The sequence below is a fragment of the Cuniculiplasma thermophilum genome (assembly GCF_052315355.1).
GTDB lineage: Archaea > Thermoplasmatota > Thermoplasmata > Thermoplasmatales > Thermoplasmataceae > Cuniculiplasma.
Genome location: NZ_JBLSDF010000005.1, coordinates 1 through 23,077, shown reverse-complemented (window position 1 = coordinate 23,077; position 23,077 = coordinate 1). Strand labels below are relative to the sequence as shown.

Annotated in this window: 15 protein-coding genes and 1 rRNA gene; 4 read left to right on the top strand and 12 right to left on the bottom strand. The window is 39.9% G+C overall.

Translation table 11 applies throughout. From position 1 onward, the window contains the following. Positions 1-2: 2 nt before the first annotated feature. The 7 genes from ACNF42_RS01420 to glgB form a co-directional block, all read right to left on the bottom strand. Complete coding sequence (locus tag ACNF42_RS01420; RefSeq protein WP_443338098.1) at positions 3-599, bottom strand: orotate phosphoribosyltransferase-like protein; 597 nt, start codon at positions 597-599, stop codon at positions 3-5. A gap of 88 nt (positions 600-687) precedes the next feature. Then, positions 688-1,116: an HIT family protein gene (locus ACNF42_RS01415; RefSeq protein WP_443338096.1), complete on the bottom strand. Its 429-nt coding sequence runs from the start codon at positions 1,114-1,116 to the stop codon at positions 688-690. A 318-nt stretch (positions 1,117-1,434) separates the two neighbouring features. Further along, entirely contained in the window at positions 1,435-3,549 is a 2,115-nt protein-coding gene (glgX, locus tag ACNF42_RS01410) for a glycogen debranching protein GlgX (RefSeq protein WP_443338093.1), read from the bottom strand. 82 nt (positions 3,550-3,631) lie between these two features. Next, a complete protein-coding gene (locus ACNF42_RS01405) occupies positions 3,632-4,969 on the bottom strand; it encodes a hypothetical protein (protein ID WP_443338091.1) in 1,338 nt (445 codons plus the stop codon). Continuing rightward, positions 4,966-6,621, bottom strand: coding sequence for a maltose alpha-D-glucosyltransferase (gene treS / locus ACNF42_RS01400; RefSeq protein WP_443338088.1), 1,656 nt, complete (start codon positions 6,619-6,621; stop codon positions 4,966-4,968). The genes ACNF42_RS01405 and treS overlap by 4 nt, the downstream gene beginning before the upstream one ends. Beyond that, on the bottom strand, positions 6,621-8,534 hold the full coding sequence (locus tag ACNF42_RS01395) for a maltotransferase domain-containing protein (protein WP_443338086.1): 1,914 nt from the start codon (positions 8,532-8,534) through the stop codon (positions 6,621-6,623). Before ACNF42_RS01395 ends, treS begins: the two co-directional genes overlap by 1 nt. Beyond that, the gene (gene glgB / locus ACNF42_RS01390; RefSeq protein ID WP_443338084.1) at positions 8,531-10,663 is read right to left on the bottom strand and encodes a 1,4-alpha-glucan branching protein GlgB; all 2,133 of its coding nucleotides are present in this window, start codon (positions 10,661-10,663) and stop codon (positions 8,531-8,533) included. Before glgB ends, ACNF42_RS01395 begins: the two co-directional genes overlap by 4 nt. Positions 10,664-10,906: 243 nt before the next feature. Between glgB and ACNF42_RS01385 the strand changes: the two genes are divergently transcribed. Further along, complete coding sequence (locus ACNF42_RS01385) at positions 10,907-11,740, top strand: Mrp/NBP35 family ATP-binding protein (protein ID WP_443338082.1); 834 nt, start codon at positions 10,907-10,909, stop codon at positions 11,738-11,740. A gap of 153 nt (positions 11,741-11,893) precedes the next feature. Here the strand turns inward: ACNF42_RS01385 and ACNF42_RS01380 are convergent. Beyond that, a 23S ribosomal RNA gene (locus ACNF42_RS01380) occupies positions 11,894-14,816 on the bottom strand. Positions 14,817-15,101: 285 nt separating this feature from the next. After that, positions 15,102-15,452: a hypothetical protein gene (locus ACNF42_RS01375; protein ID WP_443338080.1), complete on the bottom strand. Its 351-nt coding sequence runs from the start codon at positions 15,450-15,452 to the stop codon at positions 15,102-15,104. Between the two features lie 62 nt (positions 15,453-15,514). On the opposite strand from ACNF42_RS01375, the gene ACNF42_RS01370 reads away from it, so the two are divergent. Continuing rightward, positions 15,515-16,816, top strand: coding sequence for an FAD-binding domain-containing protein (locus tag ACNF42_RS01370; protein WP_443338077.1), 1,302 nt, complete (start codon positions 15,515-15,517; stop codon positions 16,814-16,816). Here the strand turns inward: ACNF42_RS01370 and purM are convergent. The 3 genes from purM to ACNF42_RS01355 form a co-directional block, all read right to left on the bottom strand. Continuing rightward, positions 16,794-17,810: a phosphoribosylformylglycinamidine cyclo-ligase gene (purM, locus tag ACNF42_RS01365; protein WP_443338075.1), complete on the bottom strand. Its 1,017-nt coding sequence runs from the start codon at positions 17,808-17,810 to the stop codon at positions 16,794-16,796. The genes ACNF42_RS01370 and purM overlap by 23 nt on opposite strands. A 124-nt stretch (positions 17,811-17,934) precedes the next feature. Continuing rightward, positions 17,935-21,195: a hypothetical protein gene (locus ACNF42_RS01360; RefSeq protein ID WP_443338074.1), complete on the bottom strand. Its 3,261-nt coding sequence runs from the start codon at positions 21,193-21,195 to the stop codon at positions 17,935-17,937. Between the two features lie 108 nt (positions 21,196-21,303). After that, positions 21,304-22,302, bottom strand: a complete 999-nt coding sequence (locus ACNF42_RS01355) for an IS5 family transposase (protein ID WP_443338162.1) — start codon at positions 22,300-22,302, stop codon at positions 21,304-21,306. A gap of 53 nt (positions 22,303-22,355) precedes the next feature. Here ACNF42_RS01355 and ACNF42_RS01350 point away from each other — a divergent pair, with 53 nt between their 5' ends. Then, positions 22,356-22,670 carry a hypothetical protein gene (locus ACNF42_RS01350; protein WP_443338072.1) on the top strand — a complete coding sequence of 105 codons (315 nt, stop codon included), beginning with the start codon at positions 22,356-22,358 and terminating at the stop codon, positions 22,668-22,670. A gap of 204 nt (positions 22,671-22,874) precedes the next feature. Further along, on the top strand, positions 22,875-23,077 hold a 203-nt coding region (locus ACNF42_RS01345; RefSeq protein WP_443338071.1), incomplete at its 3' end, for a transposase.

Sequence of the window (23,077 nt, the reverse complement as noted above, 5' to 3'; positions counted from 1 at the left end):
ATTTACTCTTTTCCAATAAGGGAAGCTCTGAACAGTGACCTAATTCTTACACCATCAAGTTCGTCTTCCTGCATCTTTGATGTAAGAACCACTGCAAGCTTCACTTCTCCTCCCTCGTCTCTCACATCTCTTATGGTTCTTCTCAGAGTTTCGCCAGTACTTGAAACGTCATCAATTATGACGACCCTTTTGTTTTTAACGCTAGCAAAGTTACTGCTAAAATAACCATCCTTTCTTGATGGATGAGGCCTGTAAACAATGAGCTCCTTGTTCATAAAATAGGAGGCCATTGTGGCATAGGGAATTCCATTTACGGTAATTCCAAGTATGGAATCGATTTCGAAATCCCCAATTGCTGATTCCTCCTGAATTATGTCGCATATTACTTCTGAAATGGAGGCTATTCTTCCGCCATTTACACCAATACTCCTCCAGCCTATCTTCACATCCTGAACGTTCTTCTGCTTTGTGAACTCCCTGCTTAAAAGCCAGGTCACAGTGTTAACTGAAAGATGAAGCTCTGTTGATATTTCCTTATCTGACATGCCCTTACTCTTTAATTCTACTGCTTTTTTATACAATTCTTCAAGGCTGTACATGATTATACGAAACTCAAATTTCTCAGGCGTATTATAATTTATCCTTTTTAACTGTCACCTAAATCACAGTGAAGATTTTCTTAAAATGTCAGCATTCTTCCTTCATAATTCTATCCAGTGATTTTTTTATTCGACCTGCCTGATCTTCCAGTTCTTTTGGAGTCATTTTGAGCCGGTCCCATCTTATATCATTTCCACAATGCCGGGGGATAATGTGAAGGTGATAGTGCATGACAACCTGCCTGGCACATTCCCCGTTGTTCTGACCTATGTTGATCCCATCGGCGTCAAACACCTCCATAAGTGCCTTCGACAGATATCTTGCCAGATTCTGTATTTCCAGATATACCCCTTCCTCAATTGAAAATATGTTCTCATAATGCTTTACCGGTATTATGAGGGAGTGTCCAGCCTCCACCGGAAACCTATCCATAAAACCTATGATTCTTTCATTCTGATAAAATATGTATGCCTCTTTTCCAGAAACTATATTCGTGCAGAATACGCATTCTTTCAAGGATCATTCCTCTGAACATGATTTTTTCAAGCTTAATAAAAAGTAAGGTACACATAAAAAAAAGATATGATTTTTATTAACTATCTGCTGCAGTCTCTTCTTGCTTCCCTAAATAGTGAAGACGTAAATAGTACTTAATCCATTCTGCATGTTGATATGCCCTGTCTGCGGAAAAATTGGTGATGCCAAGGCCATTGATAGTTGGAATATGGGCAGTTACAAGCTCGTAAGATACAGGTGTAAAAGTTGTGGAGCAATGTGGAATGATTACGAGAGCAATGATAGTCTACGCCCAAAGAACTTTTATTCCTGATCATATCATAATCTTTCTCTTATAATCGCTGAGGCGTTTGGCATCATAAGATATCTGTTTCCATCTATGGGTGCTGGTAAACCCTCTACGTCTGGCAGGTTTGTATCTGCGTAAACCTCCCACCTCTTTCCATGATCCGGCAGTTTGAACATAACCTCATTACGGGAGCTGTTGAAAAGTATCAGAAGATCGCCTCCTGTTATGGAGTTATCCTCATATTCAATCTCTTCTGTCATTCGGCCATTTAACCACACCATAAGGGTTGATCTATGTGGCTCATTCCATTTTTCTATGGTCATCTCCTCGCATTCCGGTGTCAGCCATGTTACATCCTTGAGTGAAGTTCCGGTTACGGTGCTTCCCCTGAAGAAATTTTTTCTCGCCAGAACTGGATTTGATCTTCTCAGGGAGATAATATGCCTGAGGAATTTTCTGAGATTTTTCTCTTCCTCGCCTATGTTCCAGTTATACCAGCTTATTTCGTTATCCTGGCAGAATGCATTGTTGTTTCCCCTCTGGGTTCTACCGATTTCATCCCCTCCAAGTATCATAGGTGTCCCCTGAGAAACAATGAGTGTGAGAAGCATGTTCTTAATCCTCCTGTACCTTAACCCTCTTATAAATGGGTCATCTGTGTAACCTTCGACCCCAAGATTATCACTGTAATTTTCAGACGATGAATCCATGAAAAGAGGTCCGTTTGCTTCATTGTGTGGATGGGAATAGGATACAAGATCCATCATTGTAAATCCATCGTGACATGTTATAAAATTTATACTGGAGTGGGGTCTCTTGTTACTTGCTTCATACAGATCAGGGGAGCCGGAAAGTCTTGTCGCGAATTCACCCAGGAGTCCAGGTTCAAATCTCCAGAATCGCCGCATGGAATCCCTGTATTTTCCATTCCACTCAGCCCATTTCGGTGGAAAATTTCCCACCTGATATCCACCAGGACCTATATCCCATGGTTCTGCTATGAGTTTTGTTTTTGAAAGTATAGGGTCCTGGTGAATGGTTGCCATAAATGGGGAGAGCATATTAACGCTGTAAAGGCTCCTTGCCATTGTGGAAGCAAGATCAAATCTGAATCCGTCCACTTGCATCTCCGTAGCCCAGTAACGCAGGCTGTCCATTATGAGCTGAAGAACCTGTGGATGGCTTGAATTGAGGCTATTGCCAACACCTGTGAAGTCGATAAAACTTGATTTATCCACAGGGTCAAGAATATAGTATGTCCGGTTGTCAAGGCCCCTGAATGAAAGAGAAGGGCCCATGTGGTTACCTTCTGCTGTATGATTATAAACCACATCCAGAATTACTTCAATACCCCTTGAATGAAAGGCTCTTACCATCTCCTTGAACTCCCTGACCTGATCCCCTGGTTTTCCCTTGGAATACCGGATATCAGGTGCAAAATATGCAATCGTATTGTAACCCCAGTAATTTGTAAGGCCATGGTCCACGAGAATTCTATCGTCAACATGATGATGAACTGGCATCAATTCCACTGATGTTATTCCAAGATCAGTGAAGTAATCCAGCATCCAGTCCTTTGACAATCCGGCATATGTACCCCGTTCATCTATGGGAATTTGTTCGTTTTTGTAGGTTATTCCCTTCACATGGGTTTCGTAAATTATTGTATTATTCCATCTACGCTCAGGTTTTTCTATACCTTTCCAGTCAAAGGAACTGTCAATCACTATACTCTTTGGAATAAATTCACTGTCTGGTCTTTCATCCATCTTCAGAACGTTTGAGTTCTCAACATCATAAGGAAATACCGCATCATTCCATCTTAAAGTGGAATCAAGAGCACGGGCATATGGATCTATTAGAGTCTTATTTTCGTTGAAGAAAAGGCCCTCTGATGGATTATACTTACCTTTTGCACGGTATGCATAGAGCTGCCCTGGTTTTATTCCAGGCACTTCCATATGCCACACGTATGAATCCTTCTCCTTTATCTCAATGGTTTCAGATGGTTCTTTCTGGCTTGAAGATGAATACAGATCCAGATATATACCACTTGCATTTTCAGAGTAAACCGCAAAATTTACGCCCTCCTGTGTTATGGTAGGTCCAAGTGGATAGGGTGATCCTGCCCTTACTTTAATCACACCAAGGGTAGTAGTATTCCGGATTAATCCTTTTTGTCTTTAAATAGACTGATTCAGTGAGAAATATGCTGCATTTTTCATCCTATAATTTAGATACCGTGTGTCTCAGATATTCCATGGGTATCCAGAGCATCTCAGGGCGGTTATTCCATTCATATACCGCCTCGTAGATGGCCTTTTCTGTTTCGAAAAAGGATAGCACATCTTTCCATCCTTCTTTCATGTTTCCACCTGATCTTATGACTTCCTTCTCATAAGCCTTAATCGTAATGCTTCTGAATTCATCAGCTATTTTTTCAGGTAGTTCGCCATGGCCCAGGATGAAATGCCAGATGTAATTCCATGACCTTGTCAGGCCAGCCAGATCTTTCATGGGTGATCCTTTGGATATTCGATCTTCCATACTTGCCATTGGTTCTCCTTCGAAATCTATTATTACTGGGCCATTTTCAGTTTTCAAGATCTGACCAAGGTGCAGATCACCATGTATGGGTTGCTTCATCTCCCCGTTTTTTGAAAGGTTAATTGTGAAAAATTTTTCTGTTAATGGTGAAATATCCCTGTAAAGTACACCGTATGAGGATGAGAGAATTCTGGAGAATTCATCCAGGAGATATTTATCCTGCCTTTTCATTCTTACATAATCAGACTGGCTGAATGGCTCCTGCCTGTAATTATCCTCATCAATTTTTCCCATAGCCATGTGCAGGGAAGCCACTGCCTTCCCTATATTCTCTGCTTCTATCCTGGCCTCAATAATGAAGTCCCCATGATCCTTTGTTCTTGATGCATCAAAAAGATACTTCCAGTAATCACCGCTGTTTTCGATATATGAACTGAATACACATATACATAGATCCTCCGTTCCGTGATAGATTATGGTTCCAAGATTCTCTGGAACACCCTTAAAGTCACTGTATTTTCTAATGAGCAATGGTAACTTATAGTCTGGATTATCTATACCTGATGGTGTTCTTAAAAATTTACCTATAATCTTTGACCCAAGAAGAAAGGAACTGTTTGACTGTTCCAGCTTCAATGACTTAAATTCCTCTTCCTCCACTATGGCTTTTCTTAAAGCTTCAACAGGATTTTGAATCTCAAACTGGCCATGGTCCCGAAGCATCCTTTCCAGCAGTTTTGGGAATCTCCCATCTTCTATGCTATCAGTAAAGTGAAAATTACCCTTTGTATCCTGATGAAGAGTCAGTGCAAGATCCATATATCGTTTTCCTTCCTTTGTGTCCAGGGAAAGAATTATGATTAATGGGTCTCCATCTTCAACCTCCTTTGGATAAGCACAGAGCACTTCTGCAGAAATTATCTCTTCTGGCCTCAGGAAAAACCATCTTCTTGAACTGAATTTCCTTATTGTTTCATCCATTAATTGGTCAGTAACTATTTCCTCAATTTCACTCACTTTGTATCACCTGGATTTTCAAGAGTGAACCAGAAGAAGGAATTCCTCGGTAGTGTAAGAAAATAGGGCAGTTCTCCTATGTCTGGAAAGAGCGCAGAAGAGATCATTTCCCTCACGTGCCATCCATTGTACTCCCTGAGGTCCAGTTCTACATATGATGGTGTCCTGGACATGTTGAATACACACATAATGTGTTGATTTTCAAATATTCTCAAAAAGGCCAGTATTGGTTTCTGCTTTACCTCTATGAATTTGATGGACCCTCTGCCAAAAACCTTTGAGTTCTGCTTCCTTACAATCATTATTCTTCGGAACCAGTTTAGAAATGAAGAACTCAACCTTGACATGGATTCTACATTATTTGATTCGTAGTGATAGTTGGGATTCACAATTACCGGTGCATAGAGTTGTTCAGGATCCACCTTTGAAAAACCGGCATTTCTGTCGTAAGACCACTGCATAGGAGTTCTGACTCCGTTACGATCTCCAAGGTAAATGTTGTCGCCCATATTTATCTCGTCACCATAATAGAGTACAGGGGAACCCGGGAGACTCAGGATGAGAGCGTGGAGTAATTCCAGTATATACCTATCGTTATCCACCAGAGTGGCAAGTCTTCTCCTTATGCCAAGATTGAGACGCATCTTTGGTATTTTGGCATATTCACCCCACATAAGGTCCCTTTCTTCTGGTGATACCATTTCCAGCGTCAGCTCATCGTGATTTCTCAGAAACAGACCCCATGTACATGCATCGGGAACAGGAAGTGTCTGTTTTATGATATTTTCTATTGGAAATGAATCACCCTGCGCAAGTGATATGAAAATTCTTGGCATCAGTGGGAAATTAAAATTCATGTGAAATTCGTCCTGGTTTCCAAAATAGGCCTTTGCATCGCTTGGCCACTGGTTAGCTTCTGCAAGAAGAATACAGCCAGGAAATTCTGTATCTATCATCTTTCTTATCTCTTTGAAATATTCATGGGTTTCTGGAAGATTTTCGCAGGATGTGCCTTCCCTTTCAAAAAGATATGGGACAGCATCACATCTGAAACCATCAAGCCCTTTGGAAAGCCAGAATCTTATAACATTCTTCATCTCCTCCCTGACCTCAGGATTGTCATAATTAAGATCAGGCTGATGAGAATAGAATCTGTGCCAGTAATATTGTTTTGTTACAGGTTCATAGGTCCAGTTTGATTTTTCAGTATCTATGAATATGACCCTGACTCCTTTATATTTTTCAGGTGTGTCAGACCACACAAACCATTTTCTGTAAGGACTGTCAGGATTTTCCTTTGCATCTTGAAACCACTTACTCTGATCAGAAACATGATTTAACACAAGATCTGCAATTACACGTATGCCTCTGTTGTGTGCCTCCTCTATGAATTTTTCAAAATCCTCCATTGTTCCATAATCCGGTAGAATACTGTAATAGTCTCGAATATCGTATCCGTCATCCTTCAGTGGAGAGTCATAAAATGGCAGTACCCATATGCAATCCACACCAATGCTCTTTATGTAGTCAAGTTTCTCTGTAAAACCTTTAAAATCACCGATTCCATCGTTGTTACCATCATAGAAACTTCTCACAGGCACCTCATAGAAGATTGCATCTTTATACCACAACGGGTCATCTATTTTCAGCATTAAGTCACCCTTACAAGTATGTGTGCTGGCATATACTCAGGTATTAATTTAACATAATTCATGGAATCTGACCATTCATATTCTCCACCCCCTAGAAGATCATGAACACGAAATGTTCCCTTACACTTCCAGGAATCGGGAATATCAACCATAGATTCCTGAGTTGCGAATGGATCAATATTGACAACAACCATTACATCCATGTTATTTGCCTTCCTAACATAAGATACAACCGATGGATTGGTTGACCTGAGAAACTGTAGATTCCCATAAATGCTGAATGCTTCAATCTTGCTTCGGATTTCATTTATCCTGCCTATTAACCCTGAAATGCTGTCATCGGAATCAAAGTCCCGGTGCTTGATCTCATACTTTTCCGAATTGAGATACTCCTCTTTACCAGGTATTGCCTCATTTTCGCAGAGCTCATAACCACTGTATATTCCCCACGAGGTGGAAAGTGTTCCGGCCAGAATTGCCCGCATTATAAATGCACTCCTTCCACCGTTTTGCAGAGCATAGGGCAATATGTCCGGCGTATTTGTAAAAAGAACTGGTCTGAAATAGGATGCCTTATCCGAAGAATTTAGTTCTGTAAAGTAATCTCTTATCTCCCAGTCATAATTTTTCCATGTGAAATAGGAATAGGATAGTTGAAAACCAATCTTGGAAAGCCTGTACATCAGCTCGGGCTTTGTGAAAGCCTCTGCAAGAAAAATGACATCTGGATGTTCTCCCTTCACCTTTCCTATGAGCCATGACCAGAATGAGAGTGGTTTTGTATGAGGATTGTCCACTCTGAATATCCTTACCCCTTGAGAAATCCAGAAATCCACAATTGATTTTAGTTCATTCCAGAGTTCCATCCTATTTTTGCAGTAAAAATTCAATGGATAGATATCGTAATATTTCTTCGGAGGATTTTCCGCATACCTTATTGTGCCATCAGGTCTGTGATAAAACCATTCCGGATGTTCCTTGACGTAAGGATGATCAGGGGAACACTGATAGGCAAGATCCATTGCTATCCTGATGCCTTTCCTTTCAGCTTCCTTCACCAGTCTTTGAAAATCATCAATATTTCCAAGTTCCGGATTTATTGATTTGTGACCTCCATATTTATTACCTATAGCCCATGGACTACCAGGTGCACCTTCTTCTGCTGGTATTTTACCGTTTTTTCCCCTTCTAAACGTGACGCCGATAGGATGGATTGGAGTGAGATAGAGAATATTGAAACCCATGGATCTGACGTAATCAAGTATACCAATAGTATCCTTCAATGTCCCTGACCTTTCTGGATCAGGAGAGCATGACCTTGGGAATACCTCGTACCAGGAAGACACGACCTGTTCTCTTTCCTGAATAATAAGTGGATACCACTGAGTTGTGGATTTCCCCTTTTTTGGCTCCTTTTCATATATTAATGTCATGAATGGCTCAAGGATTGAAAGGCCGCGTAAGGGTTCCCTGCCCATTATCCTGATTGCTTCCATTACCTTCTTTTTATCCTCTGCAGGTATGTTTCTTGCGTATTTCCTTATTTTTTGTTCCCCATCTTTCAAATCCGAATCGATTTTTTCCCCTGCTGACAACCATTTTGCCATGTTTTTTGCCCAGGTTTTTATATCTGAAATCCAGGCCTCTATCCTGAAGCTGTAAGCACCCACTTCAAGACCATCAACAGTGGCTTCAAAATGATCACTGTTGAGGCCCTGTCTCATAGGTATACGAATAAATTTGTTCTCTCTTCCCCTTTTCAAAACAACTGCCGCATTTATCTCTTCGTGACCTGAACAGAATATAGTCCCGGAAAAAACAAATGGAGACATATTTTCCTTTCTCGCAGGCAAATTTCCATTATCTACTGTTGGCATAACATTCTCTATCTGAACATCTTCAATTTTTTTCATAATAACCTCCTCAAATAAACGGCCCCCAGAGGCGGAAGGTCCAGTTCTAGTGAAAAGTCCCTACCATGATAGGGTATTTTCTCTGCTTCAATATCACCGGAACTACCGAACCCAGAGCCACCGTATTTCTCAGAATCTGTATTCAGTACAACTCTGTATTTCCCAATCTCCGGAACTCCAATCCTGTATGATCTCCTTGGAACAGGCGTGAAATTCATCACAAATAAAAACAGATTTTTAACATCCCTTCTGTAATAACATATTATACTCTGATCCCTGTCTGAATAATCTATCCATCCAAAGGAACTGCTATCAAAATCGTGCTCGTATAAACATTGTGAATTTCTATATATGTAATTCAGGTCTCGGATTAGATCTGGAATAAATTCACCCTTAACTTCTGCGTTCTCCCTAAGCGAATCCTTAGAGTGAAAATCCCATTCCTCTCCTGCAGGTATTTCATCACCCATGAACATAAGTTTTTTACCTGGAAATGAAAACATAAAGGAAAAAAGAAGCCTTACATTGGCCAGTTTCTGCCATGGATCTCCAGGCATCTTATGGTAAATTGATCTCTTCCCATAAACCACTTCATCATGGGAAAGAGGTAATATATAATTCTCTGAAAAACCATACCAGAATATGAAAGTAAGCTGGTTATGATGATATTTTCGATATATGGGATCAAGAGAGATGTATTCCAGTATATCATGCATCCAGCCCATATTCCATTTCAAAGAAAATCCGAGCCCTCCCTGATCTACCCTTTTTGTTACACCATTCCAGGACGTTGATTCCTCTGCTACTGTAAAGGATCCTGGATATGATTTTTCAATATGATTGTTCAATTCCCTAATAAAGGATATGGCCTCCAGGTTTTCATTCCCCCCATATATGTTTGGCCTCCACTTTCCGTCCCTTCTTGAATAATCCAGATAAAGCATGGATGATACCGCATCTATTCTTATTGCATCAGCGTGATATTCCTCAATCCAGAAGGAGGCACTGGATATAAGGAAATTAATCGTGCTCCTCTTACCGAAATCGAAAATGAGAGTGCCCCAATCAGGGTGATCCCTCTTTAGGGGATCGGAATATTCAAAGAGATTTGTTCCATCGAAGTGCTCCAGAAAACTCTCATCCCTCGGAAAATGTGCCGGAACCCAGTCAAGTATTACTCCTATATCGTTTGAATGCATTATGTTTACGAACTCCTTAAAATCATCAGGATCGCCATGCCTCGATGTTGGAGAGAAATATCCCGATGTCTGATAGCCCCAGGAATCGTCAAGAGGATGCTCCATTATGGGAAGCAATTCCACGTGCGTAAAACCAAGTTTTTTGCAATAACTGGAAAGCCTGGTTGCAAGTTCCCGGTAGGAGAGAAAATTTCCATTCTCATCCCTTTTCCACGAACCAAGATGTACTTCATAAACTGATATTGGTGACTTCTCCACTTTAAATACAAACCTCTTTTCAAGATATTTACGATCTCTCCATTTAAATCTAGATGTGTGGGTTTTTGAGGCTGTTCCAGGTCTCAATTCATAGGAGAAACCGAAGGGATCTGATTTGACCAATGTTTTCCCCTCCTGAGTAATAATGAAAAATTTGTACAGTTCATTTTCTCCTATATCCGGTATGAATAGAGACCAAAAGCCAGTATTTTCAATTCTAAACATTGGATTAACTGATGGCTCCCATCCATTGAAATCCCCTATGACGGAGACACCTTTAGCAGAAGGTGCGTACAATATAAAATTAAAACCGCCAACACCACCATAACCAAGATAGTGGGAGCCCATGTATGTGAATGCCCTATAGTCTGCACCCGTGTAATAGTTTGAAATATTTTGAGGAATAGCTGGCTTGAAGGCATATGGGTTGTGCCTTCTTGAAATATATCCTGACTCAAACTTCTTGCCTATTATATGTTCTGCTGAATCAATATCAGAATCAATTTTAGTGTACCATATATTATTACTATTTTTTCTCAAATTTTTCTTCTCTTTTCCATATTCCACCCATACTTCAGTCGCCTTTGGATCTGAGACTTTAATTTCCACAGTTTTACCATTTCTTTTTGGAACAAGATATATCTCCGGATCAAAGTAAGAGGTTTCTATCATATTTCACTTCTTGATTTTATAAATAATGTTATTTTATTTAGTGTTTATTGAACAGCTTTAAATATATGCTATTTGCAGTGGTATATTCTAAAGAATTTCCGATCTTTCATTATGCTTATTATAGAAAATTTACAAAATCTAGTGAATGTAAAATACTGACCTAAAATGGATTGCTAAATCAGTTTGTTTAGGCATCTAAAACGTTCACAAATTGATTAAATAAGCAGGATTAATCATGTGAACATGGCAAAAGGAACAATAAAAATTAACACACCTCCGCCGCCTGTTCAGACACCACCTCAACCAACAACCAAGTATAAGGGAGTAAAGCATACCATAATGGTTATGAGTGGTAAAGGGGGCGTTGGCAAAAGCACATTCTCTGTAAATCTTGCGGTGACTCTTGCGAGAAAGTACGTAGTGGGTTTAATTGACGCAGATATAAACGGACCTGATGATCCCATGCTCCTGGGTGTATCAAAGGAAAAGGTATATGCTAGTGAGAAGGGAATTGAACCCACGAAGACCAAATATGGCGTGGACGTCATATCTATGGCCTTCTTTCTTCCAGACGAGAAGACCGCAGTTATATGGAGAGGCGCCCTTAGGCATAAAGCTGTTCAGCAGTTTCTGGAAGATACAGTTTGGGAAGGTAAGGATTATGTGATTCTGGATTTCCCACCTGGTACAGGAGATGAGGCACTTACGGTTTCACAGATGATCCCAAAAAATGATGGTGTCATTATAGTTGTAACACCACAGGAGCTGGCCCTTTTAGATGCTAAAAAAGCAATCAATTTTGCTGAACAGATGCATCTTAGGGTATTGGGTATAGTGGAGAATATGAGTGGATTTGCTTGCCCTCATTGCGGTACAGTAACAGAGATCTTCAAATCGGGAGGTGCAGAAAAACTTGCAAGAGAAATTGGCGTTCCATTCCTTGGTAAAATCCCCATATACCCTGAGATAGTCCAAAATGCTGATACAGGAATACCAGCAGTTGCAGCTTCAGAAGAAATAAGAAAAATTTATGAAAAAATAGCTGACAAAATAGAAGAGCAAATTAATATACAATAAATTTCAATTATTCCAATTTTTATAAATAATAATCAATCCCATCAAAAACTACAAAATTTTAAATAAATTTTTGATTGAAACACTTTCTCATAAAAATATAAAAAATATATAAAACACACTTGGTATGTTTGACCGATCATTAATCAAGAAACATGGATTGTGCATTCGGCCTGTTAGTGACTGTGGACTGAATACCTCGGCGAACCTCGATACTTACATCCCAGTTCTATCAATCTCCTCTTTTAGGAGAGGCCTCAAACGATGTCTCTTTTCAGGGACGGCTTCAAGCTTAGATGCCTTCAGCTTTTATCCGTGTATGGCGTGGCTACCCGACATTTGCCCTGCCGGACAATCGGTAAACCAGAAGCCACGAACCCCCGTTCCTCTCGTACTAAAGGCTCCTTCCCTTCAGACATCGAACACTCCCACAGAGAAGCAACCCTACTGTCTCGCGACGTAGTGAACCCATCTCAGGATCCCTTTTAATGGGCGAACAGCCCCACCCTTGGCACCTTGTTCAGCACCAGGATAGGAACAGACGACATCGAAGTAGCAAACCCTCGGGTCGATGTGAACTCTTGCCGAGGACAACTCAGTTATCCCTGGGGTAACTTCTCTCTTATCACCCGCCCTCATCAAGAGGGGACTGGGTGGTTCGTTAGACCCTGCTTTCGCATCTGCGTTCCTTGTTGCCCGGAACACAGTCAAGCTGGCTTTTGCTCTTACACTCTACGGAGGATTTCTGACCCTCCTGAGCCAACCTTTGGGGGCCCCTGTTTGATTCTCAGGGGCGTGGCGCCCCACCCAAACTGCCCACCAATAGTTGTCCTTTTTCACAAAAGTTAGTAACGCAGTCTCCAAAGGGAAGTGTTTCATTGTCGCCTCCGTTTGAACCAAAATCCAAACATCGACAGCTCCTTCCTACGCTACGCATTGAAAACCGTATTACAGCTACAGGCTGCAGTAAAGCTCCACGGGGACTTCGCTTTCATGTGGGAGAGACTGGATTGTGCACCAGTGCATCAATTTCACGGGGCTGAACGCGGGGACAGTGGGACTCTCGTTGAACCTTCATGCAAGCCGCCAATTAAGCGGCTAGGTATTACGCTACCTTAAGAGGGTCATAGTTACCCCCGCCGTTTATCGGCCCTTCTTTCCCTTGAACGGGACTTTCAGGTACCGACACTGGGCAGGTTTCGACCGCTATACACATCCTTTCGAACTAGCAGCGGCCTGTGTTTTTGGTAAACAGTCGGGGTCCCCTTGCCACTGCGACCTGTTCCCTCCCGGAACAGGCACTCCTTCTACCGAAGATACGGAGCTATTTGGCCGAGTTCCCTCGCGTCCATTATTCCCAAACGCCTTGGATTTCTCATCCAGGGGCACCTGTGTCGGTTCTTGGTACGATCTTGAACTTGACCTGTATATATCTTTCACAGGATCCAGGAATTGAAGGACTTCCTATACAGGAATCAGTAACATTTCACCAACTTTACGTCATTACGACTCTCCATCAGTTTATAGTTACCTACACACAGGCTAGTGTGCTCCCCCTATCCCGAACCAATATACACAGCAAAACATTCAAGGTAACGGAATATTAACCGTTTTCCCATTCGGTCATCTCCAGTTAGGGATAACCTTAGGATCGACTAACCCTCGGCTGACGAACATTGCCAAGGAACCCTTAGCCCTTTCGGCGGAATTGATTCTCACAATTCTTGTCTGCTACTTTTGCCAAGATCCGCGATACCATTCGGTCCATTCCTCCTCTCGAAGAAACTTCTGCCCAAATGGCACGCCCCCCTACCAGATCACCTTTCGGTGCTCGAAGGTCTCGGTAACTAACTTTAGCCCCTTCCATCTTCGAGGCATATAGCCTCGGTGAGTGAGCTGTTACGCACTCTTTAAAGGATGGCTGCTTCTAAGCCTACCTCCACACTGTTTTAGGCCATAAACCTCTTTGATTTGCACTTAGTTAGTTTTAGGGACCTTAACCCTCGTCTAGGATGTTCCCTTCACGGGTACAGAGCTTATCCCTGCACCCTAGCACCCAGCTTCTACGATTTTAACAAGTTCGGAGTTTGATAAGTCGGCGCAGATTTTCACCTGCTAACCAACTATTCGGTCGCTCTACCTCGCTAAACATCTCCGCTGAGGTCTACCTGCGGGTAGTATCGGGGGGAACCCGCTATTACCGGCCTAGATTAGCCTTTAACCCCTACACCCAAGTCATCTGAACGATTTGCACATCAGAACCAGTTGGGTCCTCCACCAAGTTTTCACTTAGCTTCAACCTACTCAGGCGTAGATCGACCGGATTCGGGTCTTCCTCGCATGACTAAACGCATTTATTACGTGACACCTCCATTGCTGTGCGTGTACTTGCTTTCGCTACGGCTACCTCTCATAAGAGTTAACCTTGCCATACGACAAAACTCCCTGGCCCGTTCTTCAACACGGATAATAGAACACCGCTCTCCTTCTGTTGAAGGATCATCGCTTAAGTGCCCTATAAGTTTATCACTGCCTGGTTTCAGGTACTTTTCACCACCCTTCCGGGTTACTTTTCAGTTTTCCCTCACGGTACTTGTTTGCTATCGGATTTGAGAAGTATTTAAGGTTGGATGTTGATGCCACCCATCTTCCCGCGCGAATAACGACGCACGGTACTCGGGGACATTCTCCTCATAGCTTTCACTCTTACTCTTACAGGGCTATCACCTTCTTTGGCCGATCTTTCCAGATCGTTCTGATTGGAGTGTTAAGCGTTGGGAGAAGCCCATACACCACATCTCTTTTTCCTTATCGAAAAAAGATTCGGTTTGCCTTATACCGCTTTCGATCGCCTTTACTAACGGTATCTCGATTGATTTCTTTTCCTTCAGGTACTAAGATGTTTCAATTCCCTGAGTTCCCTCTCCTTTCGGAGTGTCTTACGACAGGAAGTCCCATTCGGAAATTCTCGGATCAAGGGCTCCTTGCGCCTCCCCGAGACATATCGCAGCTTGGCACGTCCTTCATCGGCTCCCAAACCGAACCATCCCCCAGACAGTTTCACAGACTGCACAATCCATTTTGCTCTCTATTTAACATTGATCGGTCTCATCGGTTATTTCTAACCTCATACCCTTCCCTTATGATATTATGCTCATAAGGTGCATTTAAACGTGCGTATCACACGTATTGATTGCTCTGATATTAATGTTTTGGTAAGTATACATTTTTCACAGAGGAAACCAAGCTTACCCTGAGATAATAGGATTTACCAAAATTTTTTAAAAAATATAGCAAGATTGATATTCTTCAGAAAAAACTATCGCTAAAATTCTAAAGAGATTAAGATTAAAAATTTAAAAAATTACTCTCTGTATAGATTGAAATCGAGTTCATTCACAGCTTTTGATTCCAGTTCTTTCAGCTTGGGTTCTACCTCATCCAGCTTCTCTTCATCCACTGGAATGTATTTCATTCTGCCCTTGGACATATGATATGACCCGGGACAAAGGAACCCCTCTTTTACCAGTATGGAATCGGCCTTTAAGGTAAGTATTCCTGCCATAGCTCTTTCCTTGCCCTGATAGGGTGATCCATAACCTGGGTTTTCGTACATTTTCTTTTCACCGGTCTCTGTGTCTATTTGCACAATAGTATTACCGTATTCTAATGGCATCAGGACATTCTCATCATCGACAACTGCTATTACTTTCATTAGTACTTACATGCAGATTTCTTTTATTAACTTTATTAAGTTGGAAATGATACAAATTTTCAATGAATTCTCTTTATATCCTAAATGGAAATGCAAGGCTTCAATCTAATGATGCTCTGGCATATGCATCAAAAATGGGAAGGAAAGTTATACCTATTTTTCTTGACGATACAAAAATATTTCCAGAGGGAAGTGCCTCAAGATGGTGGTACAGTGAGATAGGAAACTCCATGGTTAATGATGGAACAGGGAACTCAAATTTTATGGTTAGAAGTTCAGGTGAATACGTACTTTTACTGAAAAAAATAATTGAAGAGAATAAAATAGGAGAAATACTTATTCACGAAATACCAAGGAACAATTTCCTGAACGCTATCGAAATTATGAGGGAAAATCTACAAAAATTTGTAAATGTTAGGGTGTTTCCTTCAAATAATCTTCTGAAAACTGAGGAAATGTTAAAAATGAAGGTAAATTTTCTGAATTTTAGTTCATTTTATGAAAAAATTAAGGAGGTGAAACTTGAAGGTAAGGTTGACGACATATATGCTGAACAAGACTTGCCTGAATTTGCAGATCTTGATGGAAAATTCGATCGCTATAATCCAAAATGGGCCTTAAAACTAAGGAAAATTTGGAAACCGGGTATAAACCACAGAAGGGTAATTGAGAAGCTAAGAGAATTTAATTGCGATAACAAGATTGATGGAAGCAGGATATCTCCCTATATCAGCCATGGGCAGATTGACGTGAAGGGAATTTGGAAACATGCTGAGGAACTGGGAGAGGGATCTGAGAGAATTAAAAGGAATATTGCGTGGAGAGAGTTTTTTTACATTGCATATTTGAGGAGGCAAAACATGGATCGCACTGAGTGCAATGCAAAATTCAGGGATTTTCCATGGTCTGACAGTAGTGAGAGTTTCCTATCATGGAGAACAGGCTCTACGGGATTTAAGATTGTTGATGCAGCAATGAGACAACTCTGGACTGAAGGATGGATAAGCAATGAACTGAGAATGATAACCTCGGATTTCCTAACAAAATGCCTTTTGGTGAAATGGGACTTTGGTGCCAGATGGTTCATGGACACCCTTGTTGACGCTGACGAATCTGTTAATTACTCTTCCTGGCAATATATTGCCGGTGTTGGTGGATTTTCATGGCCCTTTTTTAGAATATTTAATCCCATTAAAAAATGGCATGAACTCGACCCAACGAGTGAATACTTTGAAAAATTTGTAGGGAAGAGTGCAGGGAACTATGAAGAGTTAGGGGAAAAAGAGCAGGAAAAAATTTACAAAGATATGAGAAAAAGAGCCATTGAGACTTACAAAAGTTTCAGTAATAGCCATCCAACTTAACTTCATATTTTGGTATGTAAATTCCGCTACCGTTTTCTACGTGGCCTATTTCCTTGACCTGCATCCTTGTCCTCAAGGTTGTAATAAAATCACTCTTGCTTTCTTCATTTATTACAACCATGAATCCTGTTCCCATGTTAAATGTTTCATACATCTGGGTCCACGATAGGTTTCCCATGTCATGGAGTTGCTTGAATACATTTTGGGGTTCCACGGGATCATCAAAAACATATTTCATATCCTTAAGTCTCACAATATTTCTGAAACCTCCACCAGTTATGTTTGCCATGCCTTTTATATCCACAATATTCACTATATCCAGAATATCTCTTACATATATTCTTGTTGGTTCAAGGACCACCTCAGAGGTCTTCTTGTTTTCTCCTGGAAATTTATCCTCCATTCCTATATTATTTTCCTTCAAAATTTTCCTTACTGTTGTAAAACCATTCGAATGTAACCCACTACTCTGCAATGAGTAGATTATATCGCCCTCACTTATTCTTTCACCGGTTATTATGGAATTTTTCTGAACTATCCCAATAACACTTCCAGCAATGTCTATTGGGTTTATAATATCTGGGACCAGAGCTGATTCGCCACCTATGATAGAAATATTTGCCATTTGTGCACCCACATTTAGACCCACTCCAAGTTCCTTTGCAACAATTGGGTCTGTATTTCTTAGAGAAAGATAATCAAGCATGGCAATGGGCTCAGCCCCAACAGTGATTGTGTCATTTACATTCATTGCTACACAATCTATCCCAAGTCCTTCCCACTTGTTTGCCTCTGCGGCAAGCATAACCTTAGTCCCAACACCGTCGGTATTGAACGCAATCGCTATATTTCCAAGATCTATTAAGGATGTAAATCCACCCATTGGACCCATTGTTTTGAAATCTTCACGCCTGTACTTAAGTTGTCTTACAAGGATGCTAACGAATTCTCCAATCGCACTTCGATTCAACATCTTATCATTGGGATCGCTCATATCAATAAGGCATCACTTCATATCTTAAAACTTTATCAAAAATATATATTATTTTAATAGCCTATGAAACTAATATGATAAAAATGATTCAATTAACAAAGAAAGATTAAAAATAGTATATAATTTATGGACTTTTTCTCTTCCAGATCACTGCGACAACTGCTACTATTATAACAGCCGCAATTATTGCGATTATTATATAGAGATTGCTTGACAATGTGTTGGAACTTGATGAAGTCTTTGTTTGAATCAAGGTGTAGGTTATGCTTACTGTTACATTATTTCCCTTCACATCCACGTTTCCATTCAAAGGAGTGACATTATAGCCACTTACATTTCCGGTCTTATATGAATAAGTTCCATTAGTTACCACAAAGGACAAAGTGGCATTTTTCGTTGAAACATTCTTGTTATCAAATATTATATACCACATCGTTCCATTGCTTAAACCTTCCTCTTTGAAGGTGACAGTGTACTTAGGGGGTAAGACAGGTACAGGAGTGAATGTTACGTTAATAGATGTGTTTTTTCCGTTTATCTGGAAACTACCAGAACCATTTGACAAATTATATCCTTTTATGTTGCCGACGCTGTAACTATAGGTTCCGTTTGTCAGATTGACGTATATATGGTTTGCAGTAGAAAAGTAAATAATAGTTCCAATGGTAACAGACCAGGCTGTACCTTTTGATAAACCTTTTTCCTGGAAAATTGCTGTATATTTTGTCTGAACTTTTTGATACATTTCGAAGGAAATTGTTATGTTTAATTCCTTTCCTGAAACAGTAAAGTTACCCATTGAATTAGTTGCTTTATATTCCGAGCTGTTCACTTGGACTGTATAATTGTAGGAGCCATTTGGCAGATTGAAATATATACATGAAGTGTTTGAAGAAGCATTCACGCTGTTTGAGGATGTTTTATTTAATATAGTAACTTTCCAATACACACCCTTTCCTAGATCTTGGGCTATGAAATTTACCCGGTATTCCTTTACGGGACTGAATGATGCTGTAACACTAAAGTAATTTATAGAATTTTCTGTGTATAATGATTGCTCCGAAGGACTCACATAAACACCGGATATACACGTAGATGATGAGATTGTTACTTCCGTGTGTATAGGAACAATAAATGGTAGAAATGAAATCGAAGACAAGGAGAATATTCCGGGAAGAAAACCGTTACCTGAAAATATTCCAGGAGAAATTTCTGATGAGAAGTTTTGGCCTGATATTGAAATCCTGGAAGTCAATAGATTTAATCCCGGTTTTTCAAATACGAGAACCGAAAAATCTGGTATCTCTATATTTATTTTTGCTCCTGAGGAAACAGTTACATTTGGAAGCCTAAGCACAGTTTCGGAAATTATAATGGACAATGCCATGTAGGAATAATAAGTTCCAGAGGGCATGTATGCATATGTAGTCCCGTTTCCCTCTAAATGGATCTCGCCTATAAAGGCTGTATAATTAGGTAAAACGGTTGATAAGGAAGAAGATAATGAAATTGGTATTTTGAAGTTGCTGAGAATAAGAACATTGAAAAAACCTATGCGATCAAAGTTTTCTACGTTTAAGTAGAATCCATCTAATTTCGGGACATTTATGTTTGTAATATTTCCATTATTTTTTATATTCAGATTCTCTGAAACACCAAATATTTGGGAGTTGTTTAGAATTATGGATACTTCAATATTGTTTTCTCCCTGAATTTCTGGTACTTTAAAGACAGCGATAGAGGAGTTTGTTCCTTTTATGGAACCATAACCAGAGAAACAACTGTTATTGCTGTGGCTTGTTGAATTTAGGTAAATGGCTTCTTCATTTGATGGTAGATTGCGTACCACTATTTCGCCGCAAAGAACATTTACAGGCGAAAATGAGAAGGAATTGATCTTGGATGGATTTATATTGACCTCCTCAGTATATCTACTTGACATGTTGAAATCGGAAAGTAACACTTTCACCTGGTGATCTGGAAGTGTGACATTCATGTAATTATTAGAGGAAAACAACTGAATGTAATTATTAATCGCTGACGATGAAAGATTGAAATCGGATTGACTGATTATTCCCATTCCAAAGGTTCCATTTTTATAAATCGCCGGAGTGGAGAAACTGACCTGTGAAAAATTCAACGATAGGGATTGGAAGTTGGAAACAAATGTCTCCTCCGAGTAGTTGCTTATATATGATTCGTACATTAAATTGAATATGGAAGTTGAGGTAAAACCATAAACGTTCATAGTTCCGGAAGAAGATAGTGAGTTATAATCATCCAATATGGAGATTGATAAATTCTGATTTGCTGAGCATAAGGTAAGATCTTTCTCACCATTTACAGGAATTGCATATTCTTTCATTGTGGGAATTACATAGTCATAAATTGAAACACCAGTAAGATTCAAAACCTTTTTTGCTTGAAGGATTTCTGAACCTAAGAAACCATTAAATTGAACCTCAATCATAAAGGTCCCATTGGGTAAATATATTGGGGATAACTGAGCATTTGTCAGGGTGATACTACCAGCGGTTCTTATTGTAAATAGACCTTTGATTAATTCCAGACTGTAGTTGGCTGAATATGGAAAATTTGAAAATTCTAAAACAAATGCATGGAAATAAGGTAATGTAACCGTCTCCTGACTTACATATGAGCCACTGAAGGTCAAAGTTGTATTAACAACTCCCATATTAAGCATTATTTGGGAATTATAGGTCCCATTAAGGAGGATAAATTTTGGACTTAATGTGAACATATTATAAAAATTTACTTGCGTAGATATTTTGTCGGTTGGACTATAGAATGCCAGGCTTTCGGTCAATATTTCTGCTGGAATAATATTAGTTTTCAAATTCAAGGACTCTACATAAAACCTCGGTATTGTAACTGTATAGTTTAGTGTGACAGAAGTGTTGATGGTTCCATTCAGTTCATTAAGTCTAATCGATTCTGAAGAATAAGATGTATAATTAAAGAAAGAAATTGAATAGTTATAAATTCCTGAGTTTGTTGAAATATTAAGGTAAGGAGTGTTTGTTCCTTGAACCGATCCCCCTAACTTAGTGATTAATGTCACATATATTTCTCCAAGAGAAGAATTATAGTTTTTAAACTTGAAATGCACCGTTACGAAGTGAGATGACTGTGGCGTCTTATTATTCTGACTTATAGACAATTCCGGCTGTTTGTAAGAAAGTTTATGAACTTCTAAGCCCGACATACCAGAGTTTTCCAGCACCATTTGACTGTTTGCTACATTATTCTTTAAATTGTTGCTTACCTTATCCTTCTGTCCCTCAGAATTAATGAAAAAAAGGCCTGAAAATAGGAAAAGCAACACGACCATTACTACCATGATTTTTCTATTTTTTTCAAACATTATTAAAATATGAATTGGGAATATTTAAATTTTATTTTTTGGTATGCTCTGTTTAACAAATATCCCTGAATCCAATAATCAGCTGATTATTTTCTGTTTTTCTCTCCTTTATCGTCGGTTTAGTGATCTCGCCTCTTTCTTTGCCCCCTGATTCATGTAGTTATACACCCAGATCCTCTGGTATCCCTCACTTATTAGACCATTAGTGGACCTGCTTACACAATTTTCACCGAACTTTCTCTTCACCGCAGAGAATATTCCTTCGGTACAGGGCCATCTCATCCCATAATCGTTCTTTTCTGACCATGATCTGTATCCCTTGTTCTGGTATTCCCTGATCGCCCTCCTGCGGTATTTCGATCCCTTGTAATGATCTGGAGAGGCATTCTTCCTTATCTTTATCACGGGCTGGGCACCAATTTGATGCATCAGCGTGAACAGATCATTCGTGTCGAATGCACCGTCACCATAGAAGCCTCTCACATTGATATTATTCATCACAGCCTCCATGGTATGTTTCTGTGCAGTCTCTGGTTCCGATGGACCCTGGCCCTCTATGTGCACCTCTATCCCGATAACATGTTTTGTCTTCACATCTGCTGTTATTATGACAACGAGATGCTTTCTCCTCTTTGCATCCTGATCGCCGTATTTTGTTACCCTGTAAGCTCCGGCATTGTTTGTTTTAAAACCAGTGCCATCTGTGCCGATTGATATGCTTTCCAATCCGGATACGTCCAGGCATGGTCGCATGTTATGTATCCGATGCCATATTGTTGTATAATCACCGTAATATGGCATTATCCCAAGATCCACAAGAGATCTTGCCATTCCTTCCAGTCCACGGTAATCAAGGTACTGCTTCCATATCATCATGAACCTCATGAACGATTCCGGAAAAAGATAAGGTGATCCCCTCTTTCCGGAATTCATTCTCTTCAGCTCAGCATCCCACTTCTGAACGAAATCAAGATCAAAGATCATCCTCCCTCTTATGACAAGTTCCTCGTTGTATTCGACCCAGTTCCTCTTATCTTTGTACTGCTTGCCCCATCTGCCATTCTTTTTAACCTTTGATTTTTCATCTTCGGCGTGAATACTATGCATGTGCATAGTATTAATTGCAAAACAGTATTTACATGTTTGTGCATTCAAGATCATTGGAAACAGCTATTCTTGTACATGTGTGGATACCTTTCAGGCGTAATGGAATGGGGAGAAAGGAACAGGCGAGGATATACAGGAAGCTTTACGGTTACAGATCATCTTCCAATTACGGGAAATATCATTACAATGTGAAAGGAATTCTGGATTCCATACCTGCAATCAGGTATGAGGATGGCAATTTCATTGTGAGGGAAGAGGATTTTCCCGCTTTAAAGAAATTCCTGGAAGAAAATGGATCTAGTTACAGGACATGGAGAGTCATACCCGGGGATGAAGAGGCAGAAAAGCTAAAGCTACATTCTGTTTAAGTATTTGTTCAACACAGCATTTTTGGTAATCGTAACTCAATAATAACTTTTAGTTTATAAAAAAAGTTAAAAAATTATCAAAAGAGGATTTCTAATAACCCCCTCATTAAACACCGTAACATTTATTCATGAAACACGCATGTTGCAGTATGAGTGACCTTCTTGATCATGCATTAAAAAAGAAATACGACTCAATGAAGATAAATGAATCCATTGGTATTCATTAAGAATGCCATTTACTGGGATGCATTCACACCATTATTGAGTGATCTGTATCACAATGATACAGATAATGGAGGAAGGCCAAACATACCTGTGAAAACCATGATCAAGGTACTGTTCTTACAGAGCATGTTCAACATGGTTGATGAGCAGGCTGAGATACTCATAAAAGATAGAATTTCATT

Bases quoted from the DNA above. Each gene is read 5' to 3' on its own strand.
- ACNF42_RS01420 (WP_443338098.1), bottom strand. From the start codon at position 599: ATGTACAGCCTTGAAGAATTGTATAAAAAAGCAGTAGAATTAAAGAGT.
- treS (WP_443338088.1), bottom strand. From the start codon at position 6,621: ATGCTGAAAATAGATGACCCGTTGTGGTATAAAGATGCAATCTTCTAT.
- ACNF42_RS01395 (WP_443338086.1), bottom strand. From the start codon at position 8,534: ATGAAAAAAATTGAAGATGTTCAGATAGAGAATGTTATGCCAACAGTA.
- glgB (WP_443338084.1), bottom strand. From the start codon at position 10,663: ATGATAGAAACCTCTTACTTTGATCCGGAGATATATCTTGTTCCAAAA.
- ACNF42_RS01385 (WP_443338082.1), top strand. From the start codon at position 10,907: ATGGCAAAAGGAACAATAAAAATTAACACACCTCCGCCGCCTGTTCAG.
- ACNF42_RS01375 (WP_443338080.1), bottom strand. From the start codon at position 15,452: ATGAAAGTAATAGCAGTTGTCGATGATGAGAATGTCCTGATGCCATTA.
- ACNF42_RS01370 (WP_443338077.1), top strand. From the start codon at position 15,515: ATGAATTCTCTTTATATCCTAAATGGAAATGCAAGGCTTCAATCTAAT.
- purM (WP_443338075.1), bottom strand. From the start codon at position 17,810: ATGAGCGATCCCAATGATAAGATGTTGAATCGAAGTGCGATTGGAGAA.
- ACNF42_RS01360 (WP_443338074.1), bottom strand. From the start codon at position 21,195: ATGTTTGAAAAAAATAGAAAAATCATGGTAGTAATGGTCGTGTTGCTT.
- ACNF42_RS01355 (WP_443338162.1), bottom strand. From the start codon at position 22,302: ATGCATAGTATTCACGCCGAAGATGAAAAATCAAAGGTTAAAAAGAAT.